Source organism: Wenjunlia tyrosinilytica, assembly GCF_014646055.1.
Classification (GTDB): Bacteria; Actinomycetota; Actinomycetes; order Streptomycetales; family Streptomycetaceae; genus Wenjunlia; species Wenjunlia tyrosinilytica.
In genome coordinates, this window is record NZ_BMMS01000027.1 from 81,596 (window position 1) to 102,099 (window position 20,504).

Consider the following 20,504-nt stretch of genomic DNA (forward strand, 5'->3'; position numbering starts at 1 on the left):
AACTGGGCGTATTCCTAGAGGAATTATTCTGTCCCGGGTGCCGATACCATCTACTGTCATGACGACCGCATCTCCTCGCCCAGGAACACCAGACAAGCCCACGCTCGATGGCCTCGAGGCAAAGTGGGCGGGAAGCTGGGACGAGCAGGGCGTATACAGGTTCGACCGTACTGCCACGCGTGAGCAGGTCTATTCGATCGACACCCCGCCACCCACGGTGAGCGGTAGCCTGCACGTGGGACACGTCTTCTCCTACACCCAGACTGACACGATCGCTCGCTTCCAGCGGATGCGGGGCAAGAGCGTCTTCTATCCCATGGGATGGGACGACAACGGTCTGCCGACCGAGCGCCGCGTCCAGAACTACTTCGGCGTCCGATGTGAGCCGTCCCTGCCGTACGACCCTGACTTCAGCCCGCCAGAGTCCCCCGGCAAGCAGCAGATCCCCGTCTCCCGGCAGAACTTCATCGAGCTGTGTGAGCGCCTGACCGTCGAGGATGAGAAGGTCTTCGAAAGCCTGTGGCGCAGGCTCGGCCTCTCGGTCGATTGGCGGCACACTTATCAGACTATCGATCGCAGATCAAGGGCGGTCTCGCAGCTGGCCTTCCTGCGTAATCTGGCCCGTGGGGAGGCGTACCAGGCCGAAGCTCCCACGCTCTGGGACATCACCTTCCGCACCGCCGTTGCCCAGGCAGAACTCGAAGACCGTGAGCGACCGAGCGCCTACTACCACTTGCTCTTCGAGGCGCCTGATGGGCAGACTGCGGAGGTCGCGACCACCCGGCCCGAACTGCTGTCGGCCTGCGTGGCGCTGGTCGCGCATCCCGAGGACGAGCGCTTCCAGAAGCTCTTCGGCACAACGGTGCGCACACCGGTCTTCGGGGTCGAAGTTCCGGTGCTCGCCCACCGCCTCGCCGACCCGGAGAAGGGCACCGGCCTCGTCATGGTCTGCACCTTCGGCGACACCACCGACGTGGTGTGGTGGCGCGAACTCAAACTTACGACTCGCTCGGTCCTCAGCCGTGATGGCCGCTTCCTTCCGGACCCGCCAGTCGGCCTCGACATGCCGCAAGCCAAGGCGGCCTACGCACAGCTCGCCGGAGCGACGCCGCACACCGCCCGGGAGCGCATGGTGGAGATGCTCCGCGCCAGTGGCGCAATGGTCGGAGAGCCCCGCCACTTCAACCATATGGTGAAGTTCTACGAGAAGGGCGACAAGCCGCTCGAGATTGTGACCAGCCGCCAGTGGTACCTCCGCAACGGAGGCCGCGACGACGCTCGTCGCGAAAAGCTATTGGGCCGGGGCAGGGAACTGAGCTGGCACCCGGATCACATGCAGAACCGGTACCAGTCCTGGGTGGAGGGCCTCAACGGCGACTGGCTGATCAGTCGGCAGCGGTTCTTCGGCGTCCCGGTGCCGGTGTGGTACGGCCTCGATTCCTTCGGCAACCCCACCAAGGATCTGCTCCTGCCGATGGAGAACTCGCTGCCTGTCGACCCGACCAGTCAGGTTCCACCCGGCTTCACGGAGGAGCAGCGCGATGCTCCTGGCGGATTCACGGGAGACCCCGATGTGATGGACACCTGGGCGACGTCCTCCCTCACCCCGCAAATTGCTGGCGGCTGGATCCACGATGACGACCTGTTCGCCAGGGTGTTCCCGATGGATCTGCGTCCGCAGGCCCACGAGATCATCCGTACTTGGCTGTTCTCCACCGTGGTCCGCGCAGATCTTGAGCATGACGAACTGCCCTGGCACCATGCGGCCATCAGCGGCTGGATCCTCGATCCGGACCGCAAGAAGATGTCTAAGTCGAAGGGGAACGTCGTCACTCCGCTCGACCTCCTGGATCAGCACGGCTCGGACGCGGTGCGCTATTGGGCGGCCAGCGCCAGGCCCGGCACTGACACGGCCTTCGAGATCGCCCAGATGAAAATCGGTCGGCGCCTAGCCATCAAGATCCTCAACGCATCCAAGTTCGTCATCGGTCTTGGTGCCGGCCAGCCGGGCGCCCCGGTGATCAGGCCCCTCGACCAGGCGCTCCTCGCGCACCTGGCCGAGGTTGTCGACGGGGCCACGGAGCAGCTTGAGGGATACGACTACGCCCGCGCGCTGGAGATCGTCGAGAGGTGTTTCTGGGCCTTCTGCGACGACTACGTCGAGCTGGTCAAGAACCGCGCCTACGGCGAGAGCGGAGAGGGACCCGCAGCCTCGGCCCGTGCCACGCTCACCCAGGCGCTGTCGGTACTGCTGCGCCTCATGGCGCCATTCCTGCCCTTCGCGACCGAAGAGGCTTGGAGTTGGTGGCAGACCGGCTCGATCCACCGAGCGCAATGGCCTACAGCGCTTGAGCTGCGGGAGCGGGCGCCGATTGGCGAGCCCCAGTTGCTCGGTGTAGCGGGTGACGCGATCACGGCCATCCGCCAGGCCAAGAGTGCCGCCCGGCTGTCGATGCGGGCGGACGTGGCCAAGTTTATTGTCCGCGGGCCGGAGCCGATGTTGGCGGCTCTCCGCCAGGTTCTCCCTGACATCCAGTCGGCAGGACATGTCTTTGACGTGGTTTTCGAGACGCTTGCCTCGGAAAGCATGACGTACGAAATCGTTTTGTAGCCATGACAGTTCGCGCGCCCCGCAGACTCGGAGGTCTTGATGACGTAGTTGATCTTTGATCGTCAGCTCGGTGTCGCCTGCTTGGCGAGGTCGCCGGGCGGATGGTTGCCTTCCTGCCCGGTCGGCCGCAGTTACCGGCAGCCGACGCGTCGGATCAACTGCCGGGCCAATTCCTTGGGCGCTGCTGCACTCGCTTGGCTGCCGCCAGATCCTCGGGCCCCGTGCGGCCGGTTGGCTGCGCCCCAAGGATGGGCCAGGCACGCCGCTTGTCTCCGACCAGTTCGCCGACTGCCCAGGCCGGGCGCAGACCTTCTTCGGCTGCCGATGCCTGGCGGCTCGTTTACCAAGGCATTGCACGTCTTGATGGTAGACCGTTACTGCCACGACGGTCGCGCCGAGCACTCGCCGTCGCTGGTGACTGCGCCTGGGAGCCCGTCGACGGCGGCACCATGGCAATGATCGAGGGCCCGCAGTTTCTCCACCTGCGGCGAAATCCCGCTGGTTCACCGCCAGCGGCTGATCGATGGTCGGCATGACCGGTCACCTCCAGGTCGACCCGGGCGCGAACTCGGCCTCTGCTACACCCTCTTGGCGCTTGCCACTGACCTCGACGCGGGCCTGAAGGTCTCTCAGCCGTCACCCGCTCACACACGCTCGACGGCCTGAGAGCGGTCTCAAGGGTCTGCGCGTGGGGATGAGCGCGGCACCCGTCCGTCAACGAGGCCACGCGCCGCTGTGATACCCCTCAGCCGGGCAGTGGCTCGCAGGTGAACTGGGCGGCGCACAACCGCGCGTAGTGGCCGCCCGCAGCGATCAGGGTGTCATGGGTGCCCTGCTCGGTGATCCGGCCGGACTCCATCACCAGAATCGCGTCGGCGTTGCGGATGGTCGACAGCCGGTGCGCGATGACGAAGCATGTGCGGCCCTCGCGCAGTGAGGCCGTACCCTGCTGGATCAGCATCTCGGTGCGGGTGTCCAAGGAACTGGTGGCCTCGTCCAGGATCAGCAGCGCAGGGTTGGACAGGAACGCTCGGGCGATCGTCACGAGCTGCCTCTCACCTGTACTGATGTTCGAGCCTTCTTCTTCCAGTATGGTGTCGTATCCGTTGGGCAGGGTGCGGATGAACCGGTCGGCGTGCGCGGCCCTCGCCGCGGCGACGACCTCGGCCCGGGTGGCTCCCTCCACACCGTACGCGATGTTGTCGGCAATCGTACCAGCAAACAGCCAGGTATCTTGCAGCACCATCCCGACTGCGGACCGCAGTTCGTCGCGGCTCATCAGGCCGATGTCGTCGCCGTCCATGGTGATCCGGCCGCCACTGATCTCGTAGAACCGCATGAGGAGGTTGACGAGCGTGGTCTTGCCAGCACCCGTGGGGCCGACGATGGCAATGGTTTGTCCGGGCGCGACCACCAGCGAGAGGTCCTCGATCAGGGGTTCGTCCGGCCGATAGCGGAACGAAACCTGCTCGAACTCCACCCGGCCCGTGACCTGGTGGGGCCGTGCGGGCGTGTCCGAGTCCGCTCGTTGCTCCTCGGCATCCAGCAGTTGGAAGACTCGCTCGGCCGAGACGACTCCGGACTGTACCAGGCCGGTTAGCGAGGCCATTTGTCCGATCAGATTGTTGAACTGGAGCGTGTAGCTGATGAATGCCTGGAGCAGGCCGATCGTCATCGCACCGGAAGAAACCTGCAGGGCACCGAGGACTGCTGTCAGCACGAAGACGAGATAGCCGACGAAGTCCATCGCCGGCCCGATGATTCCGGACAGGAACTGGGCCCGGTAGCCGGCCTGGTAGAGGGCTTCGTTGCGCTCGGCGAAGACCGCGACCGTCTCCCTCGCGCTGCCATGGGTCAGCACCAGCTCGTGCCCGCTGTACATTTCCTCGACATGGGAGTTGAGCTCGCCGGTCGCGTTCCACTGCCGGACGGCTTGAGGCTGGGCACGCCGCGCGAAACTCTTGGTCAGCTTGGCGGCCACTGGTAGCGCGCCCAGCGCACAGAGGGTGAGCAGCGGGGAGATCCACAGCATCATCGTCAGCACGCCGACGGCGGTCAGCAGGGAGTTGATCAGCCTGGTGAGCGCCTGCCAGAGAGTAAGGGCGATGTTGTCGACGTCCGTCGTGATCCGGGAGAGCACCTCGCCGCTGGGTTGGCCGTCTAGGTAACTCAGCGGTAGACGGGCGAGTTTGGCTTGGCAGTCGGTACGCAGCCGGTAAGCCGCGCGCTGTGACACACATTGGGCGAGTCGGCCGCGGGCGAGTGCGAAGAGCGAGGCGGCCAGCACCACGGCGGCAACGAGCAGCAGCAGTCGGCTGATTCGGTCGACGTCGGCTCCGGACGCCGTCACGACGAGGTCGGTTGCCGCGCCGAGCAGTTGCGGGATGCTCACCGCCAGCGCGGCGCTGGCACCGGCGGCCAGCAGCGCGAGAGTGACCAGACCGCGGTCGGGTCCCATCGTCCCGAGCAGACGGAGAGCCGACCGACGAAGGGCAAGTGGCTTACCTCCCGGCTTCTTCGTCACCCTCGTGGCAGTGTTGGCGGTGCTCACGCAGCTTCCCCCTCGGTCAGCTGGGAGGAGACGATCTCCCGGTATGTCGGGTTGTCCCGGAGTAGTTCGGTGTGGGTGCCGACGCCAACCACGCGACCGGCGTCCAGCACGACGATCCGGTCGGCGTCGCGAATGGTGGACACCCGCTGTGCCACGATGACGACCGTCGCATCCTTGGCATCGCGTATCAGCGCCCTGCGCAGAGCGGCGTCGGTGACGGCGTCGAGGGCGGAGAAGCAGTCATCGAGGAGGTAGATGTCCGGGCGAGCGGCCAGCGCGCGGGCGATCGTTAGACGCTGCCGTTGGCCGCCGGAGAGGTTCCGGCCACCCTGGGTTATCGGATGGTCGAGGCCGCCGGGCAGAGCCTCGACGAACTCGCGTGCCTGCGCGGTCTCCAGGGCACGCCAGAGATGCTCGTGGTCGGCGTCCGGAGCACCATGGCGGAGGTTGGAGGCCACCGTTCCGGAAAACAGGTACGGTTTCTGCGGCACGAGCCGGACGCTGCTCACGAGGGTGGCCGGGTCGATACGGCGTACGTCCACGCCGCCAACTCGGGCACTGCCGGAATCGGCGTCGAACAACCGGGGCACTAGGTTGAGCAGCGTCGATTTGCCGCTGCCGGTGGAGCCGATGATGGCCGTGGTCTGGCCGGGCCGTGCGACCAGGTCGACGCCGCGCAGCACCGGGACCTCGGCCCCGGGATAGCTGAAGATGACGTTCCGGAGCTCCAACAGGCCGCGCGGGCCCAACTCGGTAACCGGGCTGTCGGCTGGCCGCATGCTGGACTCGGCGGTCAATACCTCGTGGATGCGCTCGGCGCAGGCTCTTGCACGCGGCGTCAGTTGGAAGGCCATCGTGGCCAGTAGCACGGCCTGCAGGATCTGTACGAGGTAGTTGAGCAGCGCGATCAGTGAACCGGCCTGCATCGAGCCGTCGTGAACTCGGTGGCCGCCAAACCACAGCACGGCGATGTTCGAGCACTCGATGATGAGCAGGACACTTGGGTTCATGAAGGCCTGGACCCGGCCTAGGCGAAATCCGATGTCCCGCAGGTCCGCGTTGGCAGCATCGAATCGCTCGCCCTCCCGCCGGTCGCGGACAAAAGCCCGGACCACCCGCACCCCGGTGATCTGCTCGCGCACGATCCGATTGACTCGGTCGATCAGCTCCTGCTGTGACGCGGACAGCGGGCCCATCTGGCGGAGGATCAGGACGAAGGCGAGCGTTAGCGCCGTCAACGTCACCAAGACGAGCACGCACATGGGCGCGTCCTGGAACAGGGCCATCAACACTCCGCCGAAGCCCACAATCGGCGCGGTCACCATCATGGTAAGGACCATCAGCACCAGCACTTGGACCTGCTGGACGTCATTGGTGGTCCGGGTAAGGAGAGACGGTGCGCCGAAGTGCTGCACCTCCCGCACCGACAGCTCCTGGACCCGCTGGAAGACGGCAGCCCGCACGTCGCGCCCCAGGGCGGCGGAGGTCCGCGCTGCGGCGTAGAAGGCCGTTGCCGCACTCAGGATCTGGACGAGGGTACAGCCGAGCATCACGACGCCGACCCGCAGGACGTAGCCACCGTCCCCCTTCACCACCCCGTTGTTGACGATGTCGGCGTTGAGCGTCGGAAGTGAGAGCGCCGCGGCGGACTGAACGAGTTGGAATGCGACCACCACCACGATGTAACCGCCGTAGGGGCGGAGGAAGGCACTCAGGAATCGGCCCAGCAAGGAACTCTCCTGCTTCTGGGGTTTGATCGGTGGACGGCGTTGTGACCGCCGCTGCGCTCGCTCACCTGACGAGCCCCATCTTGAGCGCTGTCACTACTGCGCTGGTGCGGTTCTCTGCCCCGAGTTTGAGCAGGACTTTCCCTACCAGCCGCTTGGCACCATGCTCGGAGATGCTGAGGTGACGTGCGATCTGTCGGTTGCTCATCCCGGCCACCATCTGCGCCAGAGCTTCGTGCTCGCGCGTGGTGAGCTTGACGTTGCGCGCTCGCGCGGCGTGGTTCGGGCTCGCCGCGACGTCGAGTAACTGTCGCCCGAGCCGCCTCGGCATCGGCATCTCGCCCCTTGACATCTGGGCGAGCGCCCGGTCGAGTGCCAGGGCGGTGAGATCCTCGCGGAGGATGTAACCGTCGGCCGGTACTATCGTCAGGTCGCCGTCTTGGCCGGCCTGGAACGCGTCCAGCAGAACCAGAACGCGAGGTAGCGAGCTTCGCCGGACCGTCAGGTCCATGCTTCGGAGCGAGCGGTTGGAGCTGGCGACCAGCACCACGCCGATACGCTCGTCGGTGATGACCTCGGCCAAGTCAGTCGGACTGGCACACAGCCGGACGAACTTTGTCGACCGCAGGCTCAGGAGCATGCCCTGCAGCCCCAGCCGAAGCAGCTCGTTCTCGACGAATACCGCCACCCCCAGACGTTCTTCAGCAGGACTGACAACTCCGGTGTCCGCCGCAATCTCGGCCACGATTGACCCACCCCCTGTATCTGCGTCGGCGGCTGCCGCCTGTCACCCACTCGCGAGCTTGCTCAACTGCCGGTGCTGCGGATTGACAGCGGCCTCATGTCCGTCCAGTTCTGCTCGATCCAGCTCAGGCAGTCCTCGCGCGGCCCGGACACGCCGGCGTCCCGCCAACCGGGCGGATTCGGACGGTCCGCGAGCCAGATGGAGTACTGCTTCTCGTCGTTGAGTACGACCTTGTACGGCGTGCCGGACTGTTCCGAGCTCACAGCGACGTCCTTTCCCCGTAACGAAATGTGATCTTCGACGGGCGACGCTACTTGGATCGACTGAAGCTGCCATGAAGTCCTGCTGCCGACGGATGAAGCCGGACTGTTGAGCGTCAGGTGCCGGTCAGCCCAGGCGCGGGCCCATCCGATCGACAGCGGCCGCGAACCTGCTGCCGGGCGCCTGCCCGGCCACCAGCACGGCGTCGTGTGCCGTGTCGATGTCGCGCAGCCGCGGAAGGTCGCGCACGGTGAGGCCAGCGTCCGCGAGCCGCCCCCGCTGGATCGCTCCGGTCTCGGCGGTGGACATCGGGACGCCGAGCAGCAGCTTGGGGTCGGGGGCGGCGAGCCCCATTGCCCAGAAGCCGCCGTCCTCCGCAGGACCGAACCAGGCGTCGCAGCTGTGCCAGGCGTCCGGAGCGAGCGCCGGGGCAAGCAGGGCGGGAGTGATCTGAGGGGTGTCCATGCCTACGACGACCGCGGGTCCGTCACATCCGTCGAACGCGGCGGCGAGGCGCTGGTCGAGGCCAGTACCGCGCTGGGGCACCACCTCGAATCCGGTCGGGACCCAGTGGCCCGGACTTCCGTCCAGCACGAGCACGCGCCGCCGGGCCGGCATGGCCGACACCGCTTCAAGGGTGTCGTAGAGCGCGGCCAGAGCCAGGTCGGCCGCCTCGGCCACGGTGTACGCCGGCGTGAGCCGGGTCTTCACCCGGCCAGGTTGAGGTTCCTTGGCGATCACCATCAGGGTGGTCGGCTCCAGCATTTTCCCCGTTCCCGTACGCGCGTGGCCCGCCTGGTCGGCCCCGGCGATCCTGTCGCGGCGGCGCGGCATGCGGAAGCCACGCTCGAGCGCGCACCCGGGGGTAGCCGGATGACTAGGTCAACGTGTGCGCACGATGGGGGCTTTCGGTGGTCGTTGGGGCTTCGGATGATGGGGATCTCCTGGGCAGAAAGGACCACCGATGAGCTGGACAGACCCATCCCCCCGGATCTTGGCGGAGGTCGTGGTCAGCAGTCTCGTGATCGCGGCCGACCCGTTCGCCCAGTCCACCGCGCCGGGCTTCTGGACCTGGTCGCGGGACGCCCATCAGTCCGTGGTGGACGAGGTGGCGGCGTCGCCGCACGCCCGCGTCAGGGAGCTGGCTGCGGCGATCCGCGCGAATCCCTCCGACTTCGCCGCCTGCTCCGAGCTGGGCACGCTGCTGGAGGCCGGGCTGCGCGAGCCCGGCCTGTCGGCGGAGCGGCTCGCGGAGCTGACCTGGAACGTGGAGACGCTCTCCCGGCTGCGGCTTCAGCTGGGCGAGGAGCGCACTCCGAGTGCCGACACCGCTCCGGGGCCGCAGAAGATCCTGGCGAACCTGCGGCATGCGCCTGCCAGGAGCACCGGAAGGATTGACGCGGCAATCGTCGTCCCGTTCCGGGCAACCGAGGTCGACAGCGACCGGATCCGCAATGTGTGCGCCGTGCTCAGCGCGCTCAACGACCAGACCCACCCTCGGGACCGCTACCGCGTCGTGGTCGTGGAGTCGGACAGCTGTCCCCGCTGGGAGCCGCTCCTCGCTCCGGCCTGCGACACGTACCTGTTCGCCTCGAACGACGGCCCGTTCAACTACTCGTGGACGATCAACACCGGTGTGGTTCACGGTGCCCGCCCGGCGGAGCTGATCTGCGTGCTGGAGGCCGACATCCTGGTCGACGAGGGCTTCGTCGAGCGGGCGGTGACACGCTTCCGCGCTCCCGGCACCCAGGCCCACTGGCCGTTCCAGGACATGCTCTACCTGGACGCGGCGTCCAGCCACGAGGCCGTGATCACCCGCTGCATTGAGGACGGCCGGGGCCTGAGCCACAGTCGGCTGCGAGGCGTTTTCCTGCGCAGGACCCCAGGCGCCTGCATGTGGCTGCGGGAGAGCCTCTTCACGCGGATCGGCGGGCTGGACGAGAGGTTCTCGGCCGGCTGGGGCGGGGCCGACAACGACTTCGCTTGGCGAGCCGACATGTATGGCGTCCTCGACCGCCACCAGGACCCGATGGTGCACCTGTACCACTCGCGGACGTCGGACTGGTTCGACGACAACGTCGGCCGCTACAACGACTTCCCGTGGTGCACCTGGCCGAGTGATTCCGTGATCGGCGAGCTTTCCAAGTACCAGAACGCTCAGTAGGACCTGACACACAGCCAGGAATAGGTAACCCTGTGGAGAAGCACAGCCCAGTCAAGCCCAGCGATCCCTTCCTCGGCGTCGGGGTGGTGTCCCGCAACTCCGTCGACGCCGCCATCACGGTGGCCTACCGCCGGCGCACGCGGCTCATGTTGATTCCGAGCCGCCGCCAGATCGACTCGGCGCAGTTCGGCGCCGGCTACCTGGGGTGGACGACGTCCGAGTTCGCCGAGTACGTCCGGGCGCGGGATCCCGAGCGGAGGATCGAGCTCTGTCGGGACCACGGCGGCCCGTGGATGAACAGCAGGGAAGCGGAGATCGCGTCACCGTCCGAAGCCCTGGACTCGTGCATGCGGTCCTTCTCGGAGGACATCGCCGCCGGATTCGACCTGCTGCACATCGACACGTCCGAGGAGGGCTCCGGCGCTGCACGCCTCCAGGTCGCGATCGATCGGCTGACTGAGCTGTATCGGCGGTGTTGGATGGAGTCCTGCAGACAGGCTGCCGACGTCGCGTACGAGATCGGGTTCGAGCCCCAGGGCGTCAGCACGAACGATCCGGACGAGTTCAAGGCAGCTCTGCGGCAGGTGCTGGACGGTATTGACGGGATCGGCGCGCCCCGGCCCCGGTTCGTGGTGGCGCAGACCGGTACCAAGGTTGCGGAGATCGGCAATGTCGGCCGGTTCCACCAGCCCGAGGCACGGGCAGAAACCCTGCGCGCGATAGGCACTCTCGCGGCCATCTCTCACGAGCAGGGGCTCCGGCTCAAGGCGCACAACTGCGACTACCTGTCACCGGAGGAGGCCGCACTTCTGATTGACGCCGGCGTCGATGCCTTCAACGTGGCACCGGAGTTCGGCGTGGTGGAGACCCGGTCGCTGCTCCGGGTGATGGACGAGCTGGAGCTGGACAAGGCCAAGGAGGAGTTCCTCGCGCTCGCGTTCGACAGCCTGAAGTGGCAGAAGTGGATGCTCGATCCGACGACCGCCGGCGACGTCGAGCGGGCGGTAATCGCCGGCCACTACGTGTTCCGAGCCGAGGCGGGACTGCGGATCCGCGAGGAGGTCGAGCACGAGCTCGCGCGGCGCGGCTGCCCGGCCCTCGACCGAATTCTGCGCGAGCCCGTCGTCCGACGGATCGAGTCTCACCTGTCCAGCCTCTCCCTCTCGCGACGAGCGGCGCGATGAACACGGTGCCGACCACCGGCCGCACGGTCGCCGGGTACGGCGAGGGTGAGTTGCGCGCGGTGCTGGAGACGGTGTTCAGAGTCCCCGACGCCCACCGCAACTACCGGGACGGTAGTGCGAGGGCACGTGAGGTATACGGGATCGATGCTGCCCTGCTGGAGACCTTGCTGAGCCTTGGGCTGCCGCACCGCGTCATGGGCGGCGAGTTGCTGTTCGAGCGCACGGACCTCCACAACATCAGCATGGCGCTCAGGATCCCGTCCCCGTACTTCATCTCGCTGCAGACCAAGGCCAGGTCCCTGAAGCGGGCGGCCGATCGGGGAATGCTGGAGTACGGCCTGAGGGTGTCCGCCAGCTGCCCCGACCGGGGCCACCCGGGCCCCTGCGAGTACGTTCCCGCCCCCGAGCTCGAGCAGGCGGCGACGCCCGACGGCGTCAGCCCCGAGTCGCCGACCAGCTTCACGGCGCGGGTCCGGCTGCCCGGCCACTTCACGATCTTCGATGGTCAGCACGCTGAGTTGCTGCGACTGGTCTCCTCCTGGCGCCTGCACATCCTGCCGAAGGGGCTCTCTGATGACCTCGGATTCGCCCAGCAGACCGGTCTGTCGAATTGCGTGCTGGCGACCCGACTGCTCCTGGCGGCAGCCGAGGAGCACTGTATCGAGGCGCGCCAGGCGGCCGGACTGCTGGTCTCGCCTCCCTTCGCCACTGTCCACTGGTGGCTGGAGTTCCGGATCGACGGAGCGTGGCTCCCGGCGGACCCGCTGCTGCTGAAGGCGTTCGCGGACTGGCGGATGCTCGACGCCGCGGAGTGGCCGCAGCACCGCTCACCGTCCGGCGTTCTGATGCGATTCCACTCCACTCCGCGGTTGGCGGTGCCCATCGTCCGGCACCACGGAGTGGAAGCCACAACCCAGGTGACCGCGCGCGACCTGCTGTGACAGGCGCGACGCGGAGCGAAACCAGGAAAGGACCAACCATGCAGACCGGACCGCAGCACAACGTCTTCACATCGATCTCCGAGCCGCTCGGCGACGGAGCACACGACACCGGAGAGGCACGCCTCCTGGCGCCCGGGGTGCGCATGCTGGAGTTCGGCGACACGAAGAAGGTCGTGAAGAAGTGGGGCCAGGAGCGCTGGCTCCACGAGAAGGACGGCCCGTACGGCTTCAAGGTCATCCGGATCAAGGGCGGCCACCGCACCAGCCTCCAGTACCACGAGCACAAGCGGGAGAGCTACTTCATCCTCGAAGGGGCCGCGGTCATGCACTACCGCGAGAGGCTCGACTCCGAGACGCTGCAGATCGTGATCCCCGCCGGGACGCTGGTGCATGTCGACCCCGGAGCCGTCCACCGGGTGGAGGCGGTCACCGACATCGTGCTGGTGGAGGTGTCGACCTACGACGACGGGTCGGACAACATCCGGTTGGAGGACGACTACGCGCGCGGGAACGGCCGGATCTCCGAGGAACATTGATGCTACGTCGGATTCCTAAGTACAACTACGCCGCCCAGTTCGACGGACTGTCCGAATCCCTGATGCCGGCGATCGAGGCACTGCTCTCGGGCGGCGACTACATCCTGGGTGAGGCTGTGTCCGACTTCGAGGCGGGGCTCGCCGACTACCTCGGAGTGGAGCACTGCGTCGGGGTCAACTCGGGTACGGACGCGCTCATCCTGACCCTGGAGGCGCTGGGCGTCGGCCCTGGCTACGAGGTCGTCACGGTGGTCAATAGCTTCCACGCCTCCGCGCTCGCCATCGCGAGAGTCGGAGCAAAGCCGGTCTTCGTCGACTGCCGACCCGAGGACTTCCTGATGGACCTGGACCAGCTGGAGGCGGCGATTTCCGCCCGCACTCGAGCCGTCATCCTGGTGCACCTGTTCGGCAGGGCGGCGGACGTCACCCGAGCGGCGCGCATCTGCGCCGAGGCCGGGATCGCGCTGGTCGAGGACTGCGCGCAGGCAATCGGCGCTCGCTGGGACGGGAAGCGGGTCGGTTCGGTCTCCGCCGCCGGCTGCTGGAGCTTCGCGCCGTCGAAAAACCTGGCGGCGGCAGGAGACGCCGGCGCGGTGAGCACCTCGTACCGTGAGATCGCCGAACGGCTCGGACTGCTACGCCACTTCGGGCAGCGCGTGCAGAACGAGCACTCCGTTAAGGGACACAACTCGCGCCTCGACTCCATCCAGGCCCTGGTGCTGCGGCACAAGCTGGGACGGTTGGAGGCCTGGAACGAACGGCGTGTCGCGCTCGCCGGGGAGTACCAGGAGCGGTTGGCGGGCCTGCCGCTCGGCTTCCAGGACCCGGGCGGCCCTGGGGGGCACGTCTACCACCTCTTCCAGGTCAGGACGGAGTCGTCCGAGGTGCGGGACGCCCTTCTCAGTCATCTGCTCGGCGATGGGATCGACGCGGTGGTGCGGTACCCATTCCCGCTCCACCAGCAGCCGGCGCTGCCGCACCGGCCGGCCGTCGGCGCATTCCCTGTGGCCGAGGCGCTGGCCCGGGAAACCCTCGCCCTGCCGATCCGCCCGGACCTGGCCCCGAGCGAGCTGCAGTACGTCTGCGATTCTATGGCGACGTTCTTCAAGTAGCCGGGCGGGAAGATGTGGGGCCTGACATGACTGTGGGATTCGAATTTCGGTCGGCTGCAGATGACCAGGAGTTCGCGGCCTACCTCTCCCGGGCGCGCGAAGCGTTCGGGAAGGACCCATACGAACCCGGCACGCTGCGCGGGCACGGCCTGGCGTCAGTGGCGGTGGGTCGCGCAGGTGTGGTCGGGGGAGGTCTGGCGTTCCCTTTCGAGCAGTACTTCGGAGGGCGGGCCGTACCATCGGGCGGACTGGCCTGGCTGACAGTAGCCCCCGAAGCCCGGGGCGTCGGACTGGGCGGCAGGATCACCGAGTTCGAGCTGGGCTGGCTTCGCGACGAGTGCGGTGCTGTTGTGGCCAGCGCGTGGACCCCGGCGGTCGGAATGTACAGGGCTTGGGGCTGGGAGGCCGCGACCGTGGCGTCGAGCTACGGGCTCAACCCGCGCGAGCTGGCGCGCCCAACGGGCGGCCACACCGTTACGCAGCCGACAGCAGAGGAGTGCTCCGCGCTCCGTGACACCCTGGCGGCCGAGGCCAACGGGCCGGTGAACCGACCCGGTTGGTGGATCGACTGGAAGCGCCGGGTCACGCCGGACGCCTGCACCCTAGGAGTGGTTCGCGGGGGCGACCTGGTGGGCTATGCATCTTTCACCCACGACCAGGTGCAGCCTTGGGGTTTCGACATCGTGGTGCACGACTTCTGGTACGACGGACTGGACACGGCTCCGGCGCTGATTGAAGCGCTGGCGGGCCGGTCACCGCAAGTGCGGCAGATCCGCTTCCGCAGGTCGGTACTGCCCAGATCGGCACCCCTTCAGTGGTCGCTCCTACAATACGCGGTGGAGGAACAGGGCTGGTATCCCTGGATGCTGAGGATCCTGGACGTCAAGGGGGCTCTAGAAGCGCGGGGTTGGGCGGCCTCCATGCAGGGAAGGGTCGACGTCGAGGTGGTGGAGCCCAGTGGGACGGCCCGGCCCTACCGGCTGTCCTTTGCCGACGGGCATCTGCGAGTCGAGCCCGGAGGGGCAGGGCATGTCCGATTGCCCGCCACGACCCTGGCTGCCTGGTACGCGGGTGGCCTGCCTCTGCGCCGCGCCCGTGCGTTGGGTATGGCAACCGGGAGCCCTGACGAGGTCGGCCGACTGGATTCGCTTCTCGGAGGCTTCGAAGCGTGGCTTCCCGAGACCTTCTGAACGGTTCCACCAGTCTGTTCGAGGGCCAATGGTCAAGTCTCTCCAATGTCTCTTGAACTACCTCGGAGCAGCGGCCTATCATATTACGGGAGTATGAACAGCAGGCTTGGTCATCGGTCATAGTGCCTGCTCGAGGGCCCATTCTGCGGCCCCTCGACACCGGTGCGGTGAGCACTCCCCCGCGCATTCCTGCCGCATGGCGGACGTGTAGAGAACTTGGCGGGCATTCATGGGTAGAGGCGCAATATTACCGTCCGCGCTGCGCTAGAGGTCTATACCATGCTGAGGTTGGGTTCGGTCTTGCTTCTGCGCTTGTCAAGCGGGGGCTGTGCAAAGGAAGTGGCAGCGTGATCTCATCTCAATTGACGACGACCTCCCTGCGATTCGAAATCCTGGGGCCGGTCCGCGCCTGGCGTGACGGCGAGGAAGTCGACCTTGGGCCGGCACGGCAGCGAGCGGTGCTGGCACGGCTGCTGCTGTCTACGGGGCAACCCCAGACCATCCCAGACATCATTGCCGCGGTATGGGGAGACGAACTGCCAGGCAATCCGCGCAATCTCGTCCACAAGTACGTCGGTGGTCTCCGCCGGGCGCTCGAACCGGCCACCACGACCTCTCGCACCAGCCAGCTGCTGCCGCTGAACGCCAACGGTTATATGCTCCGGGCCGATCGTCGGCAGGTGGACCTCGACAACTTCACCCGCACCGTCTCCGAAGGGATCACGCTTGCCGACATCGACCTGGCGACCGCCCGCGACCGCTACAACACCGCGATCGGTCTTTGGCAGGGCGAGGCTTTCGGGCAGCTCTCCGGGGAGTTCTTCGCTGCGGAACGCCACCGCCTCGCCGAGCGGCTGCTCACTGCGCACGAGGACCGCATTGCGATCGACCTCGCTCTCGGCGGCCATGCCGAAGCGGCAATCGAAGTGACCGCCCTTCTCACCGGGAACCCGCTCCGCGAACACCTCTCCGTACTTCTGATGACTGCCCTGTACCTGTCTGGCCGTCAAGCCGACGCGCTCCGAGTCTTCCACGACTATCGCCGCAACTTGGTCTCCGAGCTCGGCATCGAACCGGCGCAGGAGTTGCAGCGCGTCCACCGTCAGATCCTGGCCGGGCAGCCTGTCCGACAGATCACGTTGTCTACCGGCAAGACGATCGAACCCGCTGGGCGTTCTTCGGCCAGGGCCGACATCGGGGGCGCAGGGAGAGCGTCGAAACGCCACAACCCGCTCTGTCACCTAGGGCCGGACATCAGCGACTTCACCGGCCGGGAACGGCAGGTCACCGAGATATGCTCCATCCTGGCTGAACCTGGCGATACACCGCCGGTCGTTGTCATCACAGGGATGGCCGGCGTGGGCAAGAGCGCCCTCGCGATCCGTGCCGCCCACCTGATGAAATCCCGCTTTCCCGGCGGTCAGTTCTACCTCAATCTTCGCGGAATGACCTCCGATCCGGTCCAGCCCGCCCAGGCGTTCCAGCGCCTACTGCGGCTGCTGGGCTCCGATGGCTCCGAGCAGGTGTATACCGACGACGAACTCGGCGAGCTCTATCGCACGGCGGTCCGCGGGCGCATGCTCACCGTGCTCGACGATGCGGCGGACGAACGGCAGGTCCGTCCGCTCCTCTCCGGCGCACCCACGCTCATCACGAGCCGTCGCAGGCTCGCTGGCCTGCATGGCGCGCGCATCATCGAACTCGACACGATGGCTGCGGAAGATGCTCTTCGGATGCTCAGCCAGATCATCGGCAGCGACCGGACTGGCGCCGACCCCAGGGCGGCCGCGCGGATCCTGGACCACACTGAGGGGCTTCCTCTCGCCTTGCGCATAGCGGGCGCCCGACTCGTGGCGCGGCCGCACTGGACCCTTGGGCAGTTCGCTGACCGCCTCGGCGACCGGGAACGACGCCTGGCCGAACTCGCCCACAGCGACCTTGAGGTCCGGATGGCACTCGCGGCAACCCTGCACCACCTCTCCCAGGAGAGCACGCAGGCCTTCCTCAACTTGGCCGCGCACGGCGCGCACACCTTCACTGCTGCTGACGCCGCCGGAATCCTCGGCACGGACGAGCTGGAAGCCGCGGACATCATCGAGGAGTTGGTCGACCTGCGCCTGGTCCACGTCGAGCACGGTCAGGGTACCGGTCGGCTAGCCTACCGCCTGCGTGATCTCGTCCGGTTGTTCGCATGCGGTCAGGCCGCCGCCCACCAGCGGCACCCGCAACAGCCCAGCTCCAGGAGTGGCCCGACCTTCCGCCGCCAGGGTGTCCTGCAGAGTCTCCAGATCTCGTAGCCCGATTGCGGATGTCCCCGGGCGGCAGTAAGGGATCAGGGCTCCCCGCCGGGGACGCCTCTATCGTCCGGCCGGAACGAGGTCGGCGACCTCGGCGGCCACCTTTCCCAGCGAGATGACCGCGTTCTCGTTGTGCACGGCCGGCAGCGAGACGATGACGTGGTCAATGCCCAGTGCGGCCAACCGCTCAAGGTGCGCGACGGAGGCGGCCGGATCAGTGCGAGGGTCGTCCTTGAGCTTGAACTGGCTGAGCACGGTCTTCTCGATCTCCTCGTACGGACGCCCGAGGCGGTCGCAGTGCTCGCGCAGGACCGCGAGCTTGTGCGGTAGGTCCGGGGCGTCATAGAGGTTGCAGGCGTCGGCGTACTGCGCGACCAGCCGCAGCGTCTTCCGCTCACCGGTGCCGCCGACGAGGATCGGCGGGTGCGGCCGCGCCGTGTCCACCCTTCCGAGCGGCGGTGGGGAATTGAGCGGGCGGGCCAGTCGGTAGTGCGTCCCGATGTAGGGGGAGTCGTCGTTGGCGAACATCCGGCCGGTGATCTGCAGGGTCTCCTCGAGACGCTCAAACCGCTCCGCCATCGGGGGGAATGTCACCCCGAGCCCGTCGTGCTCCTCCCGGTACCAGGCGGCGCCGATTCCCAGGTAGGCCCGCCCGCCTGACAGCACGTCGAGCGTTGTGACCAGCTTGCCCAGCAGGCCCGGATGGCGGTAGGTCACGCCGGTGCACAGGGTGCCGAGGCTGATGTCGGACGTTAGTGCGGCGGCGAAGGAGAGCGCCGCGTACCCGTCCAGCATCGGGTCCTCGGCCCGGCCGTTGATCGTGACCTGGAAGTAGTGGTCCATCAGCCAGAGGCTGGCCAGGCCGTGCGTATCGGCGTCGCGGGCGATCCGGCCGAGAATCGGGCCGATCCGGGCAGGCCCACCGGGCCACCGGAAGGCGGGAACAGTCAGTCCAAGACGCATGGCGAGACCCCTTTGCGGCGGCTGGCTTGTTGGTTATTCATCAAACTAGCCGAAATCGATGCCTTCAAGGTGCGCGGACGCGGGCTCGCAGTGGGGCTTCACTGTGCCGCAGCCGGAGTTCACGGGGGCTTCAGTCGGCGCTTGTAGCGTTACGGGACACGAAAGCTGATTGTGAGAAGGGTAGTCCAGGGTTGTTGGCGGAGACAGATCTCAACGGGGTGCTGAGGTGGCGTGCCGAGAACGATCCTGACGGCGTTCCCTACACTTTCCTCAAGGGATTCCAGGGAAGCGAATTCACATCCGGTCAATCGCTAACCAACCATGAACTCTTGGTCCGTTCCAAGGCGTTGGCAGCTCGCATTCAGGAGGGCGCGAAGCCGGGGGACCGGACCCTGATCCTCAACCAGCCCGGGCTGGACTACATCGTCGGAGTCTTCGCGAGCATGCTCGCTGGGACGGTCGCCGTGCCGGCGTATCCGCCGGAGCAGACCCGGCTGAACCGGGGCCTGGAGCGCATCCGGGGCGTCGCCGACGATGCCCGTCCCAGCTGCGTCCTGGTGGACGACGCGACGGCGGCCGCGGTCGGTGACGCTCTGCGGGCCGCGCTCCCCGAGGCGCGGTGGATCGACTCGACCGCCGCCGACCCAGAGCTCGAGGACGCCTGGCGGGAGCCGGGGACCGGATCGGCCGATCTTGCGGTGCTGCAGTACACCTCCGGCTCGACCGGGCACCCCAAGGGGGTAATGCTTTCGCACGGGAACTTGATGCGGAATCTGCGCGCAGGGCGCGACGCCTACGGCATCGAAGGCCGGATGGACGGGGTTTTCTGGATTCCTCCCTACCATGACATGGGCCTCATCGGCGGAATCCTAATGACGCTTTTCTGTGGCGGGCGGGCCCGCCTCTTCGCGCCGTTCGCCTTTCTCCGGTATCCGCTGCGCTGGGTCCGGGCCATGTCCGAATTTGGCTCCTATGTCAGCGCGGCCCCGAACTTCGCGTACGAGATGGCGGCCCGTGCCGGTCGGGACGCCCCCGAAGAGGTCGCCCGACTGGATCTGAGCGGCTGGCAGGTCGCCATATCCGGCGCCGAACCGGTGCACTGGAAAACGCTCGAGGAATTCTCCTCAATATTCGCCCCGGCTGGATTCCGACGCGACGCGTTCCACCCGTCCTACGGGTTGGCGGAGAACACGCTGGTCGTGACCGGCCGGCCCTGCGGCCGGTCCGTGGTGAGGCTGGATGCGGGCGAGCTGGAACGGCATCGGGTCCGGGAGACGGCTCCGGGGCCGACCGCGCGCACGGTGGTCGGGTGCGGCACCGGAGCCGATCCCGAGCAGCGGGTCGAGATCGTCGACCCGTGGACTGGACTCCGCTGCGCCGAGGACACTATCGGCGAGATCTGGGTGAGCGGCGGAAGCGTGGCACTGGGCTACTGGAACCGCCCGGAGGAGACGGAGTCGACTTTCCGCGCGTCCATCGGTGGTGTCGACGGGCCGTTCCTGCGGACCGGCGACCTCGGCTTCCTGCGGGACGGCGAGCTGTTCGTCACCGGCCGGTCGAAGGACCTGGTCATCGTTCGTGGACGCAACCACTACCCACAGGACCTGGAGCGGACCGCGGAGGCGGCGCACCCTGGCGTGCGCTCCGGTCGGTGCGTGGCGCTCTCGGCCGACCACGAGGGCGCCGACGAACTGGTGGTCGCCGTCGAGGGGCCGCCAGCGGCTGACGAGAGAGTTCGCGCGGAGATCGCCGAGGCGATCAGGGCTGCGATCGGCGAGCAGCATGGGATCGCCGTGCACGCGGTTGCGTTCGTGCCGCGGGGCGGGATCCGCCGGACATCGAGCGGGAAGCTCCGGCGCTCCGCTGTCCGGGCTTCATATCTGGCCCACGAGTACGTCTCGCATACCCCTAGCCGGGCCCCCTACACTGCCCCGCGCGACGCGATCGAGCGGACCGTCGCCGCGATCTGGAGCAGCGTCCTGGCCGTGGAACGGGTCGGAATCCACGACCAGTTCTTCGAACTGGGCGGGGATTCACTCAAGGCGGTCCGGCTGCTGGCCCGGCTGAACGCCAGCGAGGGCTACACGCTGACGCTGTCCGACGTGGCGAGCGCGCACACGGTGGAGGAGTTCGCGGATGTGGTCCGCAGGCGCGGCGGGCGCTCGGCGATCGCCGCACAGGACATCCAGATCGATCTCGGCTGACAGCCGGCGGGGGAAGGG

15 protein-coding genes are annotated in these 20,504 nt (G+C 67.3%); 9 read left to right on the forward strand and 6 right to left on the reverse strand.

The window, feature by feature from the left end; genetic code table 11:
• Window positions 1–58: 58 nt before the first annotated feature.
• Complete coding sequence (gene valS / locus IEY86_RS26930) at window positions 59–2,611, forward strand: valine--tRNA ligase (RefSeq protein ID WP_189134460.1); 2,553 nt, start codon at window positions 59–61, stop codon at window positions 2,609–2,611.
• 745 nt (window positions 2,612–3,356) lie between these two features.
• Here the strand turns inward: valS and IEY86_RS26935 are convergent.
• The 5 genes from IEY86_RS26935 to IEY86_RS26955 form a co-directional block, all read right to left on the reverse strand.
• Entirely contained in the window at window positions 3,357–5,069 is a 1,713-nt protein-coding gene (locus tag IEY86_RS26935) for an ABC transporter ATP-binding protein (protein ID WP_189134461.1), read from the reverse strand.
• 89 nt (window positions 5,070–5,158) lie between these two features.
• On the reverse strand, window positions 5,159–6,892 hold the full coding sequence (locus IEY86_RS26940; protein ID WP_189134462.1) for an ABC transporter ATP-binding protein: 1,734 nt from the start codon (window positions 6,890–6,892) through the stop codon (window positions 5,159–5,161).
• Window positions 6,893–6,953: 61 nt separating this feature from the next.
• Window positions 6,954–7,634, reverse strand: coding sequence for a helix-turn-helix transcriptional regulator (locus tag IEY86_RS26945; RefSeq protein ID WP_229698785.1), 681 nt, complete (start codon window positions 7,632–7,634; stop codon window positions 6,954–6,956).
• Window positions 7,635–7,696: 62 nt separating this feature from the next.
• Complete coding sequence (locus IEY86_RS26950) at window positions 7,697–7,897, reverse strand: MbtH family protein (protein ID WP_189134463.1); 201 nt, start codon at window positions 7,895–7,897, stop codon at window positions 7,697–7,699.
• A 124-nt stretch (window positions 7,898–8,021) separates the two neighbouring features.
• The gene (locus IEY86_RS26955) at window positions 8,022–8,660 is read right to left on the reverse strand and encodes a TIGR04282 family arsenosugar biosynthesis glycosyltransferase (RefSeq protein ID WP_229698786.1); all 639 of its coding nucleotides are present in this window, start codon (window positions 8,658–8,660) and stop codon (window positions 8,022–8,024) included.
• Between the two features lie 199 nt (window positions 8,661–8,859).
• Between IEY86_RS26955 and IEY86_RS26960 the strand changes: the two genes are divergently transcribed.
• From IEY86_RS26960 to IEY86_RS26990, 7 genes are all read left to right on the forward strand, one after another.
• On the forward strand, window positions 8,860–10,059 hold the full coding sequence (locus tag IEY86_RS26960; protein ID WP_189134464.1) for a glycosyltransferase family 2 protein: 1,200 nt from the start codon (window positions 8,860–8,862) through the stop codon (window positions 10,057–10,059).
• Window positions 10,060–10,178: 119 nt separating this feature from the next.
• Window positions 10,179–11,243: a class II D-tagatose-bisphosphate aldolase, non-catalytic subunit gene (locus IEY86_RS26965; RefSeq protein WP_229698787.1), complete on the forward strand. Its 1,065-nt coding sequence runs from the start codon at window positions 10,179–10,181 to the stop codon at window positions 11,241–11,243.
• Window positions 11,240–12,184 carry a transglutaminase domain-containing protein gene (locus IEY86_RS26970; RefSeq protein WP_189134466.1) on the forward strand — a complete coding sequence of 315 codons (945 nt, stop codon included), beginning with the start codon at window positions 11,240–11,242 and terminating at the stop codon, window positions 12,182–12,184. Before IEY86_RS26965 ends, IEY86_RS26970 begins: the two co-directional genes overlap by 4 nt.
• A gap of 38 nt (window positions 12,185–12,222) precedes the next feature.
• On the forward strand, window positions 12,223–12,720 hold the full coding sequence (locus IEY86_RS26975) for a cupin domain-containing protein (RefSeq protein ID WP_189134467.1): 498 nt from the start codon (window positions 12,223–12,225) through the stop codon (window positions 12,718–12,720).
• On the forward strand, window positions 12,720–13,832 hold the full coding sequence (locus IEY86_RS26980) for a DegT/DnrJ/EryC1/StrS family aminotransferase (RefSeq protein ID WP_189134468.1): 1,113 nt from the start codon (window positions 12,720–12,722) through the stop codon (window positions 13,830–13,832). Before IEY86_RS26975 ends, IEY86_RS26980 begins: the two co-directional genes overlap by 1 nt.
• 26 nt (window positions 13,833–13,858) lie before the next feature.
• Window positions 13,859–15,022, forward strand: coding sequence for a GNAT family N-acetyltransferase (locus tag IEY86_RS26985; RefSeq protein ID WP_189134469.1), 1,164 nt, complete (start codon window positions 13,859–13,861; stop codon window positions 15,020–15,022).
• A 347-nt stretch (window positions 15,023–15,369) separates the two neighbouring features.
• Window positions 15,370–17,319: an AfsR/SARP family transcriptional regulator gene (locus IEY86_RS26990; protein WP_189134470.1), complete on the forward strand. Its 1,950-nt coding sequence runs from the start codon at window positions 15,370–15,372 to the stop codon at window positions 17,317–17,319.
• A 60-nt stretch (window positions 17,320–17,379) separates the two neighbouring features.
• Here the strand turns inward: IEY86_RS26990 and IEY86_RS26995 are convergent, their stop codons facing one another.
• Window positions 17,380–18,282, reverse strand: coding sequence for an LLM class F420-dependent oxidoreductase (locus IEY86_RS26995; RefSeq protein WP_189134471.1), 903 nt, complete (start codon window positions 18,280–18,282; stop codon window positions 17,380–17,382).
• A 218-nt stretch (window positions 18,283–18,500) separates the two neighbouring features.
• On the opposite strand from IEY86_RS26995, the gene IEY86_RS27000 reads away from it, so the two are divergent.
• Window positions 18,501–20,486 carry an AMP-binding protein gene (locus IEY86_RS27000; RefSeq protein ID WP_229698794.1) on the forward strand — a complete coding sequence of 662 codons (1,986 nt, stop codon included), beginning with the start codon at window positions 18,501–18,503 and terminating at the stop codon, window positions 20,484–20,486.
• Window positions 20,487–20,504: the final 18 nt, after the last annotated feature.